Below are 14,390 nucleotides of genomic sequence, written 5' to 3' on the forward strand. Positions count from 1 at the left end.
TCAACGCTTGGCAATGATGTACACCGCATGCACGATGCCGGGAATGTAGCCGCACAGCGTCAGGAGAATGTTCAGCCAGAACGCTCCGCCGAACCCCACTTGAAGAAACACACCCAGTGGCGGCAACAGAATGGCGATGATGATGCGGATAAAGTCCATGGACGCAGCTCCTGATTGAAGTGGGCTCACGCGAGCCCATAACCTATCGACCTGTACCGTTGGTCAGGGTTCAGCCCGATTGTTCAGGCCAATGTACCCAGGCCATGTTTCTGAATGAAGCAATCGCCACAAAAAAAACGCCCCACGCCAAAAAAATCAGGCGTGGGGCGTGCGTTATACCGCGAGACGATTCGGGAATTCGTGCGGGGGCGACGACTCAGACGGCAATCCCTTTGCGGCATTGCAGCTGCGCGGTGCGCACGCGGGAGAAAGCGCGGGCCAGGCGCAGCAGCATTTCATCGATGTTGGATTTGCTGACTGTCAGCGCCGGGGTGAATCGCAGGCAATCGGCTTGCGGCGCATCGAGCAACAGCCCTTCGTACAACGCGGCCTTGACCACGGCGTCGGCCGAGTCGTCGGAGAGGGTCAGCCCCCAGAGCAGCCCTTGTCCGCGCAGTTCGCCGTGGCCGTAACGATGGGATAAGCGCTGCAGGCCTTCGCGCAGGTGCTGCGCCATCTCCCCGACATGCTCGAGAAAGCCTTTGTCCTGCACGCTGTCGAGCACCGCCAGGCCGGCGGCGCTCAGCAGCGCATTGCCATGATGGGTACCGCTCATTTCGCCCGTTTCGAAGCAACAGGCCTTGCCCCGCGCCAGCAGCGCCGCCACCGGAACTCCACCGCCAAGCCCTTTGCCGAGCACGACAATATCGGCCCGCACGCCGTAGGACTGCTCTGCCAGCAAGTTGCCACAGCGACCGATACCGGTTTGTACTTCGTCGAAGATCAGCAGGATGCCCAGTTCGCGGCACAGGCGCTCGACCCCTTTGAGGTAATGCGCAGTGGCCGCAATTACCCCGGCTTCACTCTGGATCGGCTCGAGCATGATCGCCACGGTCCGTTCATCCACCGCCGCGTTCAGCGCCGCAAGATCGTTGAAGGGGACGCGGCTGAAGCCCGGAAGCTGCGGCTCGAAACGGTTGACCAGGGTCGCACTGTCGGATGCTGAAATCGTCCCCAGGCTACGCCCATGGCAAGCCTGGTTGGCCACGATAATTCGCGAAGCGCCACCGCGATGGCGCTGACCCCATTTGCGCGCCAGCTTGATCGCCGCCTCGCAGGCCTCGCTGCCACTGTTGAGCAGGTAAGCCTGGTCGCTGCCAGTGCTGGCACAGAGTCGCTCGGCGAGCTTGAGCAGGCCGCGGTTATGCAGGGCGAAACCGGGATTGATCAGCGCTTGCGCCTGCGCGGTAATGGCACTGACCAGTGCCTTGGGGCTGTGGCCGAGGCTGTTGGCGCCGCCGCCCTGGGAGAAATCCAGATACGCACGGTCATCGCTGTCCCACAACCAGGAACCCTGGCCGCGGGTAAAAACCTGCTGGGGCCGAACGACACTGGGCATCAGGTACTCGCTGCAAAGATTGTCTCCTTTGAGCGCAGAGGAACTGTCCGCGAGCAAATCATCGAGACTGGGCGCGTTTCGACGCAGGCTGAACAGATTCATGGGTTCAACCCTCGCAGCAGGTTTTTTGCGTTACCTATGCAAACGCCATCGAAGCAAAGGGTATTCATCGCGTTCCGGGGCCCTGTAAGCCGTGTGAATGCGGTTAGACTAGGCTCAGGCAAGGCGATGAGCCATTTCGATTTCCCAGCATTTTCGATAAGCATTACTTATGGATTTCAAGCAACTGCGTTATTTCGTCGCGGTCTACGAAGAGGGCCACGTGGGCCGGGCGGCCGAGCGGCTGTCCATTTCCCAGCCGGCGCTGTCCCAGCAGATCCGCCAGCTCGAACAAACCCTCGATGTGAGCCTGTTCGAACGCAGCAGCAAACGCCTGTTGCCGACCCTGGCAGCCCATACGCTGTACAACCATGCCCTGCCCTTGCTCGACGGCCTGCAACGGGCACGCGAAGCACTGGGCAACTTCAAGGGCCACGCGCTGCGCACCCTGGCCATTGGCGTACTGCAAACCGTGCACACCAGCCTGGTGCCGCAAATGCTCGAAAGGGTGCGCAAGGCGCAGCCCCATCTGGTGGTGCAGATCTATGAACTGACGGGGCTGGAAATCGAGCGGCGCCTGCTCAATGGATCGCTCGACATCGGCATAGGCTACTTGCCGCCTCGCCAGCCAGGCCTGCATGGGGTGCTGTTGTACGAGGACGAACTGACGCTGGTCATCCCGGCAGACCATCCCCTGCGCGAATTCAAGAAAGTCTCCATGAGCCAGGCCGCCGAACTGCCCATGTTGTTGCTGGGTGAAGAGTTTCAGATACGGCAGATCTGGCAGGCGCAACTGGCCAGCCTGGGACGACGTCCGCAGGTCCAGGCCGAGTTGAACAACATGGCTGGCATTCTCGACAGCCTGCCGCACACGCGACTGGCGACGGTACTGCCCGGACGCTCACAGAAGACCCACGGCAACCAGCAATTGTTGTGGAAACCCCTGAGCGAGCCGCGGGTGCCGCTGAAAGTCGGGTTGGTCTGTCGCGATGTGCAACGGCAACAGGCATCGCTGGCCTTGCTGCGCACGTTGCTGGAAGAGGTGATCAATCGGCCGGATGAGCGCTTGAACAGCCCGCCGGCACTGGATGGCCTGGGCTGAACACTTTTCTCGAGACATAAGAAAACCCCGCCGAAGCGGGGCTTTGCAGACTGTTTCCCTGACATCCATTTCACTCCGCCGTCCTGGCAGAATCCTACGTGTCCGTGTTGTTGCTTTGCGCTTCCTGCGCTACGTCCATGAGAAGTAGATTAGCCGTGGATCCAATTTACGACTATGGGAGAACAGCAGCACGTCATGTAAGAGAATGCTTACATAAGGTTACAACATCAGAATTGCCCGGCATCCAGCAGGAACAGCGATTCGCTACCGGCCTTCACCGACGCGCTGAGCGAGTGGATACGCGGCAGCAAGCGGGCGAAATAGAAGCGTGCGGTGCCCAGTTTGCTGGCGTAGAAATCGTCCTGGGTTTCTTTGCCCAAGGCAGCCTTGGCCATCAACGCCCACATGTAGGCATAGGCCACGTAGCCAAATACCTGCAGGTACTCGACCGACGCCGCGCCGATTTCATTCGGGTTGTTTTTCGCCCGGTCCAGCAGCCATGCAGTCACCTCGTCAAGGGTCGTCACCGCATCGTTGAGCGGCTTGGTGAACTCTCCCAGGTCAGTGCTGGCCGTTGCGGTGAAGTGGCGAATCTCGTCGGCAAACAGATTGTAGAACGCCCCGCCGCTGCCGACGATCTTGCGCCCCACCAGGTCCAGCGCCTGGATGCCGTTGGTGCCTTCGTAGATCTGGGTGATGCGCACGTCACGCACCAGTTGCTCCTGGCCCCACTCACGGATGTAACCGTGGCCGCCGAACACCTGCTGGCCGTGAACCGTGGTTTCCAGGCCCAGATCGGTCAGGAACGCCTTGGCCACCGGGGTCAGCAAGGCCACCAGATCTTCTGCGCGCTTGCGCGTGGTGGCGTCTTCACTGAACTTGGCGGTGTCCAGTTGCATGGCCACGTAGGTGGAGAAGGCGCGACCGCCTTCGTTCGAGGCTTTCATGGTCAGCAGCATGCGACGCACGTCCGGGTGGACGATGATCGGGTCAGCGACTTTGTCTTTGTTCTGCGCGCCGGTTGGCGAACGGCTCTGCAGGCGATCGCGGGCGTACTCGACGGCATTCTGATAAGAGCGCTCGCCGGTGGCCAGGCCCTGGATGCCGACGCCCAGACGCTCGTAGTTCATCATGGTGAACATCGCCGCCAGGCCTTTGTTCGGCTCGCCGACCAGGTAACCCACCGCTTCGTCGAAGTTCATCACGCAGGTCGCCGAGGCCTGGATGCCCATCTTGTGCTCGATCGAGCCACAGTTTGCCGGGTTGCGCGCGCCCAGGCTGCCGTCGGCATTGACCATGAACTTGGGCACCAGGAACAGCGAAATCCCTTTAGGGCCAGCCGGTGCATCCGGCAGCTTGGCCAGCACCAGGTGGATGATGTTTTCGGTCAGGTCGTGTTCACCGCCGGTGATGAAGATCTTGGTGCCGCTGACCTTGTAGGAACCGTCGGCCTGAGGCTCGGCCTTGGTGCGGATGATCCCCAGGTCGGTACCGGCGTGCGGTTCGGTCAGGCACATGGAACCGGCCCAGACCCCGGCGTACATGTTCGGCAGGTAGGCGGCCTTCAGTTCTTCACTGGCGTGGGCGTTGATCGACAGGCAGGCACCGGCGGTCAGCATCGGGTACAGGCCGAACGCCAGGCTGGCCGAGTTGACCATCTCTTCGACCTGGGCCGAAACGGCCTTGGGCATGCCCATGCCACCGTAGGCAGGGTCGCCACCGACACCGACCCAACCGCCTTCAGCGTAAGTCTGGTAAGCCTGTGGGAAACCTGCCGGCGTGGTGACGGCACCGTCCGCCCAGTGGCAACCTTCTTCGTCAGCCGCACGGCTCAGCGGCGCGACGGTTTTGCTGGTGACCTTGCCGGCTTCTTCGAGAATGGCTTCGACTGTTTCAGCATCAATGGAATCGGCCAGTGCTGGCAGCTCGGCCCAGAGTTTGGCGACCTCGAATACTTCATTGAGGACGAAGCGCATATCGCGCAGGGGCGCTTTGTAGTCAGCCATGGCAAACCTCGCAAGATCTAAACAGGTGGTTCGTAGGAAAGATGTTTTCTTTGGGTCCGAGTGTAACCCAACAACTTTTGCGACACATAGGGTCAGCACATGACTGATTTGTAATTTTTAGTCATCAACAAATGCAGAGGCGAAACGCAAGAATTGTAGGAGCGAGCCTGCTCGCGATAAACCTGAGAACGCCGCGGGGTACCTGACTTCCAGCGTTATCGTTCACGACCATCGCGAGCATGCTCGCTCCTACAGGGGGGTGCGTCAGAGCGCAAACAGCTCCGCCGGCAACTGCATCAGGCAATCGCTGCCCGCTTCGACAGCGGTGCGATGCGCTGCGGTACGCGGCAACAAACGCTTGAAATAGAACTCGCTGGTCGCCAGTTTGGCCCGGCAGAAATCCGCGTCGCCGCTGCCGGCATCGAGCTGCGCCTGCGCCACCAACGCCATGCGCAACCACAGATAGCCGAGGATGATGTAACCGCTGTACATCAGGTAATCCACCGATGCCGCGCCGACTTCATCCGGATTTTTCATTGCGGCCATGCCGACCTTGGTGGTCAGTTCGCCCCACTGCTGATTCAACTCGTCGAGTTGCGCCACATAACCGGCCAACTGCGGATGCTCAGCGTTCGCTGCACAGAACTTGTGGACGATTTTAGTGAAGCCGCGCAGCAGCTTGCCCTGGCTGCCGAGGATTTTGCGCCCGAGCAGGTCCAGCGCCTGGATGCCATTGGTGCCCTCATAGATCGGCGCGATTCGGCAGTCGCGCACCAGCTGCTCCATACCCCATTCACGAATGAAGCCGTGTCCACCGAACACCTGCATACCATGGTTGGTCACTTCCAGCCCCGTTTCGGTCATGAAGGCTTTGCAGATCGGCGTCAGGAACGCCAGCAGGTCTTCGGCATCCTGACGCGCCGCTGCATCAGCGCTCAGGTGCGCGACGTCGAGCAACTGCGCAGTGAAGTAAGTCAGTGCCCGGTTGCCTTCGTTGAAGGCTTTCATGGTCAGCAACATCCGACGTACATCCGGATGCACGATGATCGGGTCGGCGGCTTTTTCCGGTGCCTTGGGACCTGTCAAAGCGCGCATCTGCAAACGGTCGTTGGCGTACTTGATCGCGCCCTGGAAACTCGCCTCGCCCAGACACAAACCCTGCATGCCCGTGCCGAGTCGCGCGTGGTTCATCATGGTGAACATACAGTTGAGACCCTTGTTCGCCTCACCGATCAAAAAGCCCTTGGCCCCGTCGAAATTCAGCACGCAGGTAGCCGAAGCCTTGATCCCCATCTTGTGCTCGATGGAACCACAGGCAACAGCATTGCGCTCGCCCGCTTCACCCGCGGCATCGGGCAGGAACTTGGGCACGATAAACAGCGAAATGCCCTTGGTCCCGGCCGGTGCATCCGGCAGCTTCGCCAGTACCAGGTGAATGATGTTGGCGCTCATGTCGTGCTCGCCGGCGGAGATGAAAATCTTGCTGCCGGTGATCGCGTAACTGCCATCGGCCTGCGGCACGGCGCGGGTCTTGATGATGCCCAGGTCGGTGCCGCAATGGGCTTCCGTCAGGCACATGGTGCCAGTCCATTGGCCGGCGGTGAGTTTGCTCAGGTAGGTTTGTTTCTGCTTTTGAGTGCCATGGGCGTGGATCGCCGACATGGCGCCGTGAGTCAGACCGGGGTACATGCCCCAGGACGTGTTGCTCGACCCCACCATTTCGCTGATGACCAGCCCCAGTGAGCCGGGCAGACCCTGGCCGCCATACGCCGGATCAGCCGCCAGGCCATGCCAGCCACCCTCGACGTATTGGGCGAAAGCCTGCTTGAAACCTGCGGGCGTCGTGACCACACCGTTGTCGAAATGGCAGCCCTCTTCGTCGCCGCTACGGTTGAGTGGCGACAGCACGTTCTCACAGAATCTGGCGCCCTCTTCGAGGATCGCACTGACCATGTCCGGGCTGGCATCGGAGGCGCCCAGGGTTGCGTAGTTACTGTGGAAATCGAAGACGTGGTCAATCAGAAAGCGCATGTCGCGCAGGGGGGCCTTGTAGGCGGGCATGGTCATTTCTCCGGCGGTAGATGACTCAAACCTACTGCCGCCGCCTCGCCCTTCACAATGACAGTCCAGACGCTGAATGCGCCGTCATCACTCAACCGCAGCGGCGCCCATGCGCACGGCACCACGGCGGTTCTGCCCGAACGCCATCACGCAATTGCGCCCGGCGCCCTTGGCACTGTAAAGCGCTTCGTCAGCGGACTTGAGCACTCGCTCGGGCGTGCGTTGCTCCACGCGCTCGGCAACGCCGATGCTGACAGTCACCGACACACTCGAGGCACTGGCGCCGGCGCGACGCTGGCGACCCTGATTGTCATCCTGTGGACGACTGTCCTGGTTGCGCAGATGAATGTTGTAGGTGGCGATGGATTCGCGAATGACTTCCAGGTGCGGCATGCACTCTTCGAGGGTCTTGCCGGCAAACACCAGGGCGAACTCCTCACCACCGTAGCGATAAGCCTTACCGCCTCCGCCGATTTTCGACAGCTTGCTGGCGACCAGTCGCAGCACTTGGTCACCCACGTCATGGCCGTGGGTGTCGTTGAATTTCTTGAAGTGGTCGACGTCACTCATGGCCAACACATAGTTGCGCCCCAGGCGCTGCATGCGCTCATTCAACGCACGGCGTCCCGGCAGCCCGGTCAGTTCGTCACGGAAGGCCATTTGATAGGCCTCATGGGCAACGGCGGCGGCGATCATCAGCATCACCTGGCTGCACATGATGTTCAGGGTGAAGGGCAGGATGAAGGTTTTCGGCAACATCCAGAACAGCCCGAGCAATCCCACCAACTGTGCCGCATGCAGGGGTCTGGGGTGGCGCCAATACTGGTAGGCCAGCAGCCCGAACGAGGCGATGAACACCGGATAGGACAACTGGATCAGGCTCATCCAGGCGCCATGCAAGGCCGGCCAGCGAATCTCCGCCAACCACGCCAGCAACGCCTGTGGGTAACTTTGTTCAAGCGCCAATGCGACGCTGCCGACAGCCAGCAACACGGCGAAACGGGCGACCATGTCCTGGAACAGATGCGTACGCTCCTGCCAGGCGGCGAATACGCCGAACAGCAACGGCAACAGCAGGCAACACAAATGGAAAACCACCGCGGCGTCATCACGCACCTTGCCGTTGTCACGGTAGTAATCGGTCTGGGTGTCGAGCAGGAAGTAGGCGATGTACACCGTGACCATCAGGAACAGCTCACGCTGGCGTCGGTAAACCGCGCAGTAGGCACCGCCGAGCAACAGCACCAGGGTTGGCAGCACGTTGAACAGTGACGTGAAGAAAACGTTCAGGTCCTTGATATAGGCAGCCGCGAGCCCCGCCAGTAACAGCAGTAAGGACGGCAAAAAATGACTCATGCGGACAGCGGAAGAACGTTGCAAGGGTAAAACTCCGACCCGTCATTTCAATTGATGGCAATGTGCCAACAACTGTAACGGCACCAACCCCGACTTACTGAGTGATTTTTTGTAAAACAGCGTCACGGGCAGCAATCAGTGCCGGCCGTGACTCCAGGGGAAGTCACTCAGAGGTCGTTATAGAACGGCTGCAATGGCCCTCCTCGGGTCTGCGGACCTCGGTGTCGATCGGTGTGAGCTGGATGCTGGCAAATGTTAAATAAACAAAAAAGCCGCCGCTCCCGAAGGAACAGCGGCTCTTGAAGTAACGCGTTAAGACTTAGTAGCCCAGCGCGAAGTCCTCTTCTTTCATGTCCATCAGGTTGTTGGCGCCCGACAGCATGGTTGCAACGTGAGTGCGGGTGCGCGGCAGGATACGCTGGAAGTAGAAGCGCGCAGTCTGCAGCTTGGCGTTGTAGAACGCCTCGTCGGACGTGCCGGCAGCCAGTTTCTCGGCAGCCAGGCGTGCCATGTCAGCCCAGAAGTAGGCCAGGCAGGCGTAACCGGAGTACATCAGGTAGTCCACGGAGGCCGCGCCGACTTCTTCGCGATCTTTCATGGCGGCCATACCGACCTTCATGGTCAGCTCGCCCCATTCCTTGTTCAGTGCAGCCAGCGGCGCAACGAATTCCTTGACCGCTTCGTTACCTTCGTTGGTCTGGCAGAACTTGTGGACGATCTTGGTGAAACCCTTGAGGGCTTCGCCTTGAGTCATCAGCACTTTGCGGCCCAGCAGGTCGAGTGCCTGGATGCCGGTGGTGCCTTCGTACAGCATCGAAATGCGGCTGTCGCGAACGTTCTGCTCCATGCCCCACTCGGCGATGAAGCCGTGGCCGCCGTAGATTTGCACACCGTGGTTGGCGGATTCGAAACCGACTTCGGTCATGAAGGCCTTGGCGATCGGAGTCATGAAGGCCAGCAGTGCGTCGGCTTTCTTTTTCTCTTCTTCGTCCACGCCGTATTTAACGATGTCGACCTGTTTGGCAGTGAAGTACACCATCGCGCGGTTGCCTTCGGCGAATGCCTTCATGGTCAACAGCATGCGACGTACATCCGGGTGCACGATGATCGGGTCAGCGGCTTTTTCCGGCGCTTTCGGCCCGGTCAGCGAGCGCATTTGCAGGCGATCGCGAGCGTATTTCAGGCCACCCTGGAAACCGATTTCGGCGTGGGCCAGGCCTTGCAGCGCGGTACCCAGACGTGCGGTGTTCATGAAGGTGAACATGCAGTTCAGGCCTTTGTTCGCCGGGCCGATCAGGAAACCGGTGGCCGCGTCGAAGTTCATCACGCAGGTGGCGTTACCGTGGATGCCCATCTTGTGTTCCAGGGAACCACAGGACACGGCGTTACGCGCACCGATCGAACCATCGGCGTTTGGCAGGAACTTCGGCACGATGAACAGCGAAATGCCTTTGGTGCCAGCCGGTGCATCCGGCAGGCGGGCCAGCACGATGTGCACGATGTTGTCGGCCATGTCGTGTTCACCGGCCGAGATGAAGATCTTGGTGCCGGACACTTTGTAGGAACCGTCGGCCTGAGGCTCGGCCTTGGTGCGCAACATGCCCAGGTCGGTGCCGCAGTGCGGTTCGGTCAGGCACATGGTGCCGGTCCATTCGCCGGAAACCAGCTTGGTCAGGTAAGCCTCTTGTTGCTCAGGCGTGCCGTGCTCGGAGATGGTGTTCATCGCGCCATGGGACAGGCCTGGGTACATGCCCCACGACCAGTTGGCTTCGCCGACCATTTCGCTGACTGCCAGACCCAGGGATTCCGGCAGGCCTTGGCCGCCGTGCTCCACGTCGTGGGCCAGGCTTGGCCAGCCGCCTTCGACAAATTGCTTGTAGGCCTCTTTGAAACCGGTCGGCGTTTTAACGCCCGACTCGCTCCAGGTGCAGCCTTCGGTGTCACCCACGCGGTTCAGCGGAGCCAGCACCTGCTCACAAAACTTGGCGCCTTCTTCGAGAATGGCGTCAACCATGTCTGGAGTTGCGTCTGCACAAGCCGGAAGGCTCTGATAGTGCGCTTCGTAGCCGAGCAGTTCGTCACGAACGAAGCGAATATCACGCAAGGGGGCCTTGTAGTCAGGCATAGCGATAAACCTCTGCTGATGTAACCGGGAGTGAGCGACCGTTGTCGAAACGATCAAACAGTTGTTTGAAACATACGTTTACGCCCAAATCTTGTCAAGCACCGATCTTTTGCCATTCGTCATTCCATGACCAATCAGCGCGCACGCGAGCCTGACGCCATTGCACGAGCAACGCGCAGCGCGAGAAAGAGGATGGATACAGGACTCACGCTGAAAGCGTACCGTCGGACGGTGCGCTTTCAGCGTGAGTTCAGGCGTAGGTGTCGATCAGGGTGCCGAGCACTTCATCGGAAGCCTTGGCGACTTTGGCGCCCAGCTCCACCTGAAACCGACCTTCGGCCATTTCGATGCTATGGCTGACGAGGTCCGATTGCCGGCTGCGATCGACCGAACGCAGGCGATCGACCTGAGCTTCGGAAGACTGGCTGGTCACCGAACGCTCGATCGTCGTATTCGCGATTTGTCCCGCGGCTTGGTCGACACGGTTCCGCCCCGCCTGAATCGTGCTCAGGCCGGCATAAAAAGCGGTATTTCCCGAGATTTCCATGGAATTGCTCGTCCTTGCTAAAAGAGACATCAATGGTCAAAGAGCCATCAACACTCATTGAAGCAGACATACCGAGAAATCGCCCGTCAAAAACGCTAATGGCACCGTGCCGTGCCATAGCCAATACCTAGTCCAAAAGGTCCAGTTGCAGGTGCTCCGCCACCGCTTCGGCCGTGACCACCTTGAGCTTGGGCACCCGGCCCAGGCATGGCGCTGGCAGGCGTTCGGCGAGTGTCGCGAGGTTTTCTTCCAGGCGCGAGGTTTTCGGATCGATGATGTTCGCCACCCATCCCGCAAGCTGCAAACCGTCCCGGGCAATCGCCTCGGCCGTCAGCAATGCGTGGTTGATGCACCCCAGGCGCACGCCGACCACCAGAATGACTGGCAAGCCCAGCGCCTTCGCCAGGTCCGACAGGTTGTCCTGGTCCGCCAAGGGCACGCGCCAGCCTCCAGCCCCCTCGATCAGGGTGAAGTCGGCCTGCATGTCGAGTATCTGTTGCATCGGAGTCAGCAGCGATTGCACAGTCAACGCAATGCCGGCCTCACGCGCGGCCAGGTGCGGCGCAATCGCCGGTTCCAGCGCCACCGGATTGACCTGGGGGTAGGTCAAGGGCACCGAACACTCCGCCAGCAGCGCCAGCGCGTCGGCATTGCGCAGGCCCTTGGGCGTCACCGAGCAGCCAGAGGCCACCGGCTTGCCCGCAGCTGTACTTAACCCGGCTGATCGCGCGGCATTCAGCAGGCCAGCGGCAATCGTGGTTTTTCCGACATCGGTGTCGGTACCGGTGATGAAATACGCGGAGCTCATAAGGGTTTCTCCAAAACGGCGTACACCACTTGATAAGTCGCGGGCAGGCCTTTGGCCTGACGAAACTGCTCATAAGCCTCGACCAGGCCGAGAATCCGCGCCCGACCGGTCAAGCCGCCCGGACGCCCAGGGTTCAGGTTGTGCGCCCCCAAGGCCTTGAGTTCATGGGTCAGGCTGCGCACGTCCGGGTAATGCAGTACATGCGCCTGGTTTTCCAGGCTGATCGCCCGCAAGCCGCTGGCCGCGCACAGCTGTTGATAAACGTTGAACTCGCGGAAGCGGTTGACGTGCACCATGCCATCCACCTCACGCCAGCTGTCACGCAGCTCGAACAACGTGCCCACACAGAGACTAGCAAATGCAAAGACACCGCCCGGTTTGAGCACCCGATGCGCTTCGCTGAGCACCGACGCGAAGTCCGCACACCATTGCACGGCCAGGCTGGAGAAAATCAGGTCGCAGGTCGCATCGCGAAACGGCATGCGCTCGGCGTCGCCAGCGATGAAGTGTGTAGCCCCACCCAATGGCCGGGCGTGATTGAGCATGCCTTCGGCGATATCCAGCGCCACGCCCTGGCCGTCGGGAAAGCGCTCACCCAACGCTCGGCTGAAATAGCCGGTGCCGCAGCCAAGATCGAGCCAGCGCCGGGGTACGAACGCCTGCGGCAAACGGCGCAGCAACTGGCCACCGACATCACGTTGCAACTCGGCCACGCTGTCGTAGCTTGCCGCTGCACGGGAAAACGAGGCGGCTACCTGGCGCTTGTCAGGCAAGCCGCCGGGCAATTTTGGAAAGGCTAAATCAGTCATCGCCGCACTCATGCAAAAAGGCCTGGATCGCCCCCGCGACACCGTGGGGATTTTCCAGGAGAAACGCGTGGCTGGCCTGTTCGATCAGGCCGATTTCGACATCCGGAAGCAACGCCAACAACGCCTCGGCGGCTTCAGCCGGCACCAGCCCGTCGAGGCCGGCAAACAGGTGCAATTGCGGACCGCGGAAAGTCTGCAGGGCCTGGCGGGTGTCCAGTTGCGCAAGCAACTCCAGGCCACTCATCAGCACGGCCGCCGTGGAGTGTGGCGCACCCCCGAGCAACAGCCTCGACAAGCCGCGCGGGTCTTCCCCACCTTGGGCGCAGAGCAATGAAAAGCGCTTCAAGGTCGTGCGCGGATCGGCAGCGCAACCCGCCAGGAAGGCATCGAACGTTTCGCCGGGCATTGCGCTTGGCCATTGTTCATGGCTCACAAAAGAAGGGTTGCTCGCCAGGGTCAGCAAGCCACAGCAACGGTCGCCGCGGCGCGCCGCCAATTCGGACGCGAGCATGCCACCCAGCGACCACCCGCCCAGCCAGGCGTCCTGTGGCACGCTGGCGTCGAGTTCATCGAGCCAGTGCTCAAGATTGCTCGACTCCAGCTCAGGCAGCGGCTCGATTTCGACTCGCAGGTGTTCGTCCAGGCCCTGCAAGGCTGCGGCCAAGGGTTGCAGCGGTGAAATTCCGAGGCCCCAGCCGGGCAGCAGAATCAGTCGATCACGCATGGCCAGGCTCCGCTCCCAGTCGTTGGTAACAATCGGCCAGTCCCTCTAACAATAGCTGTACTTGCGCCTCGCTATGGGCGGCGGTCAGGGTCACGCGCAGTCGGGCACTGCCGGCCGGCACGGTGGGCGGGCGGATCGCGCTCACCATCAAGCCGCGTTCGCGCAGCATCTGCGACAAGCGCACCGCGCGCCCGGCGTCACCGATCATGATCGGCTGGATCGGCGTGAAGCTGTCCATCAGCTCCAGGCCGATCTGCTCGGCGCCCTGGCGGAACTGGCGGATCAGCGTCTGCAAATGCTCGCGGCGCCAATGCTCGCTACGCAGCAGTTCCAGGCTTTTGAGGGTCGCACAGGCCAGGGCCGGTGGCTGGCTGGTGGTGTAGATGTAGGGGCGAGCGAACTGGATCAGGCTCTCGATCAACTCTTCGCTGCCGGCCACAAAAGCTCCCGCCGTGCCGAACGCCTTGCCGAGCGTGCCGACCAGTACCGGCACGTCGTCCATGCCCAGGCCGAAATGCTCGACGCTCCCGCCACCATTGGCGCCCAGCGGGCCGAAACCGTGGGCGTCATCGACCATCAACCATGCACCTTTGGCCTTGGCTTCTCGCGCCAGCGCCGGCAGGTCGGCGATGTCGCCGTCCATGCTGAAGACACCGTCGGTGACGACCAGCGTATTGCCGGTGGCTTTCTCAAGACGATTGGCCAGGCTCGCCGCATCGTTGTGCAAGTAACGATTGAAACGTGCCCCGGACAACAGTCCCGCGTCCAGCAACGAGGCGTGATTGAGCCGGTCTTCGAGCACCGTATCGCCCTGCCCCACCAGCGCCGTGACCGCCCCGAGATTGGCCATGTAGCCGGTGGTGAACAGCAGGGCACGCGGGCGACCGGTGAAGTCGGCCAAGGCTTCTTCGAGGGCGTGATGCGGACCGCTATGGCCGATGACCAGATGCGAAGCCCCGCCACCCACGCCCCACTTTGCAGCCCCTGCGCGCCAGGCTTCGATCACTTGTGGGTGATTGGCCAGGCCCAGGTAGTCGTTGTTGCAGAACGCCAGCAATGGCTGGCCGTCCACCACCACTTGCGGGCCTTGCGGGCTTTCGAGCAATGGACGTTGGCGGTAGAGGTTTTCAGCACGACGGGCAGCCAGGCGTGCGGCGAGATCGAAAGACATGCAGGCCTCGACTTTCAGATGACA

12 protein-coding genes are annotated in these 14,390 nt (G+C 61.1%); 1 reads left to right on the plus strand and 11 read right to left on the minus strand.

What is annotated here, in order from left to right:
• Positions 1 to 159, minus strand: coding sequence for a YqaE/Pmp3 family membrane protein (locus tag OH720_RS29195; protein WP_003228885.1), 159 nt, complete (start codon positions 157 to 159; stop codon positions 1 to 3).
• A 217-nt stretch (positions 160 to 376) separates the two neighbouring features.
• Positions 377 to 1,660 (minus strand): aspartate aminotransferase family protein, encoded by a 1,284-nt coding sequence (locus OH720_RS29200; RefSeq protein ID WP_272603786.1) that lies wholly within the window; start codon positions 1,658 to 1,660, stop codon positions 377 to 379.
• A gap of 169 nt (positions 1,661 to 1,829) precedes the next feature.
• On the opposite strand from OH720_RS29200, the gene OH720_RS29205 reads away from it, so the two are divergent.
• Complete coding sequence (locus OH720_RS29205; protein WP_272603787.1) at positions 1,830 to 2,759, plus strand: LysR family transcriptional regulator; 930 nt, start codon at positions 1,830 to 1,832, stop codon at positions 2,757 to 2,759.
• A 227-nt stretch (positions 2,760 to 2,986) separates the two neighbouring features.
• Here OH720_RS29205 and OH720_RS29210 read toward each other — a convergent pair whose 3' ends face one another.
• The 9 genes from OH720_RS29210 to bioF all read right to left on the minus strand — a co-directional run bounded on the left by OH720_RS29210 (position 2,987) and on the right by bioF (position 14,366).
• Positions 2,987 to 4,765, minus strand: coding sequence for an acyl-CoA dehydrogenase C-terminal domain-containing protein (locus OH720_RS29210; RefSeq protein WP_272603788.1), 1,779 nt, complete (start codon positions 4,763 to 4,765; stop codon positions 2,987 to 2,989).
• Positions 4,766 to 5,029: 264 nt separating this feature from the next.
• The gene (locus OH720_RS29215; protein ID WP_272603789.1) at positions 5,030 to 6,826 is read right to left on the minus strand and encodes an acyl-CoA dehydrogenase C-terminal domain-containing protein; all 1,797 of its coding nucleotides are present in this window, start codon (positions 6,824 to 6,826) and stop codon (positions 5,030 to 5,032) included.
• Between the two features lie 87 nt (positions 6,827 to 6,913).
• Positions 6,914 to 8,206 carry a GGDEF domain-containing protein gene (locus tag OH720_RS29220; protein ID WP_272603790.1) on the minus strand — a complete coding sequence of 431 codons (1,293 nt, stop codon included), beginning with the start codon at positions 8,204 to 8,206 and terminating at the stop codon, positions 6,914 to 6,916.
• A gap of 295 nt (positions 8,207 to 8,501) precedes the next feature.
• Entirely contained in the window at positions 8,502 to 10,307 is a 1,806-nt protein-coding gene (locus tag OH720_RS29225) for a phenylacyl-CoA dehydrogenase (protein WP_272603791.1), read from the minus strand.
• A 250-nt stretch (positions 10,308 to 10,557) separates the two neighbouring features.
• Positions 10,558 to 10,854: a pyrroloquinoline quinone biosynthesis protein PqqE gene (locus tag OH720_RS29230; RefSeq protein WP_272603792.1), complete on the minus strand. Its 297-nt coding sequence runs from the start codon at positions 10,852 to 10,854 to the stop codon at positions 10,558 to 10,560.
• A gap of 127 nt (positions 10,855 to 10,981) precedes the next feature.
• Positions 10,982 to 11,662, minus strand: coding sequence for a dethiobiotin synthase (gene bioD, locus OH720_RS29235; RefSeq protein ID WP_272603793.1), 681 nt, complete (start codon positions 11,660 to 11,662; stop codon positions 10,982 to 10,984).
• Positions 11,659 to 12,471 (minus strand): malonyl-ACP O-methyltransferase BioC, encoded by an 813-nt coding sequence (gene bioC, locus OH720_RS29240; protein ID WP_272603794.1) that lies wholly within the window; start codon positions 12,469 to 12,471, stop codon positions 11,659 to 11,661. The genes bioD and bioC overlap by 4 nt, the downstream gene beginning before the upstream one ends.
• Positions 12,464 to 13,195 (minus strand): alpha/beta fold hydrolase, encoded by a 732-nt coding sequence (locus tag OH720_RS29245; protein ID WP_272603795.1) that lies wholly within the window; start codon positions 13,193 to 13,195, stop codon positions 12,464 to 12,466. Before OH720_RS29245 ends, bioC begins: the two co-directional genes overlap by 8 nt.
• Complete coding sequence (bioF, locus tag OH720_RS29250) at positions 13,188 to 14,366, minus strand: 8-amino-7-oxononanoate synthase (RefSeq protein WP_272603796.1); 1,179 nt, start codon at positions 14,364 to 14,366, stop codon at positions 13,188 to 13,190. The genes OH720_RS29245 and bioF overlap by 8 nt, the downstream gene beginning before the upstream one ends.
• Positions 14,367 to 14,390 lie beyond the last annotated feature (24 nt).

The organism is Pseudomonas sp. WJP1 (assembly GCF_028471945.1).
In the GTDB taxonomy this organism is placed as follows: Bacteria; Pseudomonadota; Gammaproteobacteria; order Pseudomonadales; family Pseudomonadaceae; genus Aquipseudomonas.

Excerpts from the sequence above, each read along its gene's own strand:
- OH720_RS29210 (WP_272603788.1), bottom strand. The coding sequence starts at position 4,765 with ATGGCTGACTACAAAGCGCCCCTGCGCGATATGCGCTTCGTCCTCAAT.
- OH720_RS29225 (WP_272603791.1), bottom strand. The coding sequence starts at position 10,307 with ATGCCTGACTACAAGGCCCCCTTGCGTGATATTCGCTTCGTTCGTGAC.
- OH720_RS29195 (WP_003228885.1), bottom strand. The coding sequence starts at position 159 with ATGGACTTTATCCGCATCATCATCGCCATTCTGTTGCCGCCACTGGGT.
- OH720_RS29205 (WP_272603787.1), top strand. The coding sequence starts at position 1,830 with ATGGATTTCAAGCAACTGCGTTATTTCGTCGCGGTCTACGAAGAGGGC.
- bioF (WP_272603796.1), bottom strand. The coding sequence starts at position 14,366 with ATGTCTTTCGATCTCGCCGCACGCCTGGCTGCCCGTCGTGCTGAAAAC.
- OH720_RS29200 (WP_272603786.1), bottom strand. The coding sequence starts at position 1,660 with ATGAATCTGTTCAGCCTGCGTCGAAACGCGCCCAGTCTCGATGATTTG.
- bioC (WP_272603794.1), bottom strand. The coding sequence starts at position 12,471 with ATGACTGATTTAGCCTTTCCAAAATTGCCCGGCGGCTTGCCTGACAAG.
- OH720_RS29215 (WP_272603789.1), bottom strand. The coding sequence starts at position 6,826 with ATGCCCGCCTACAAGGCCCCCCTGCGCGACATGCGCTTTCTGATTGAC.
- OH720_RS29230 (WP_272603792.1), bottom strand. The coding sequence starts at position 10,854 with ATGGAAATCTCGGGAAATACCGCTTTTTATGCCGGCCTGAGCACGATT.
- bioD (WP_272603793.1), bottom strand. The coding sequence starts at position 11,662 with ATGAGCTCCGCGTATTTCATCACCGGTACCGACACCGATGTCGGAAAA.
- OH720_RS29245 (WP_272603795.1), bottom strand. The coding sequence starts at position 13,195 with ATGCGTGATCGACTGATTCTGCTGCCCGGCTGGGGCCTCGGAATTTCA.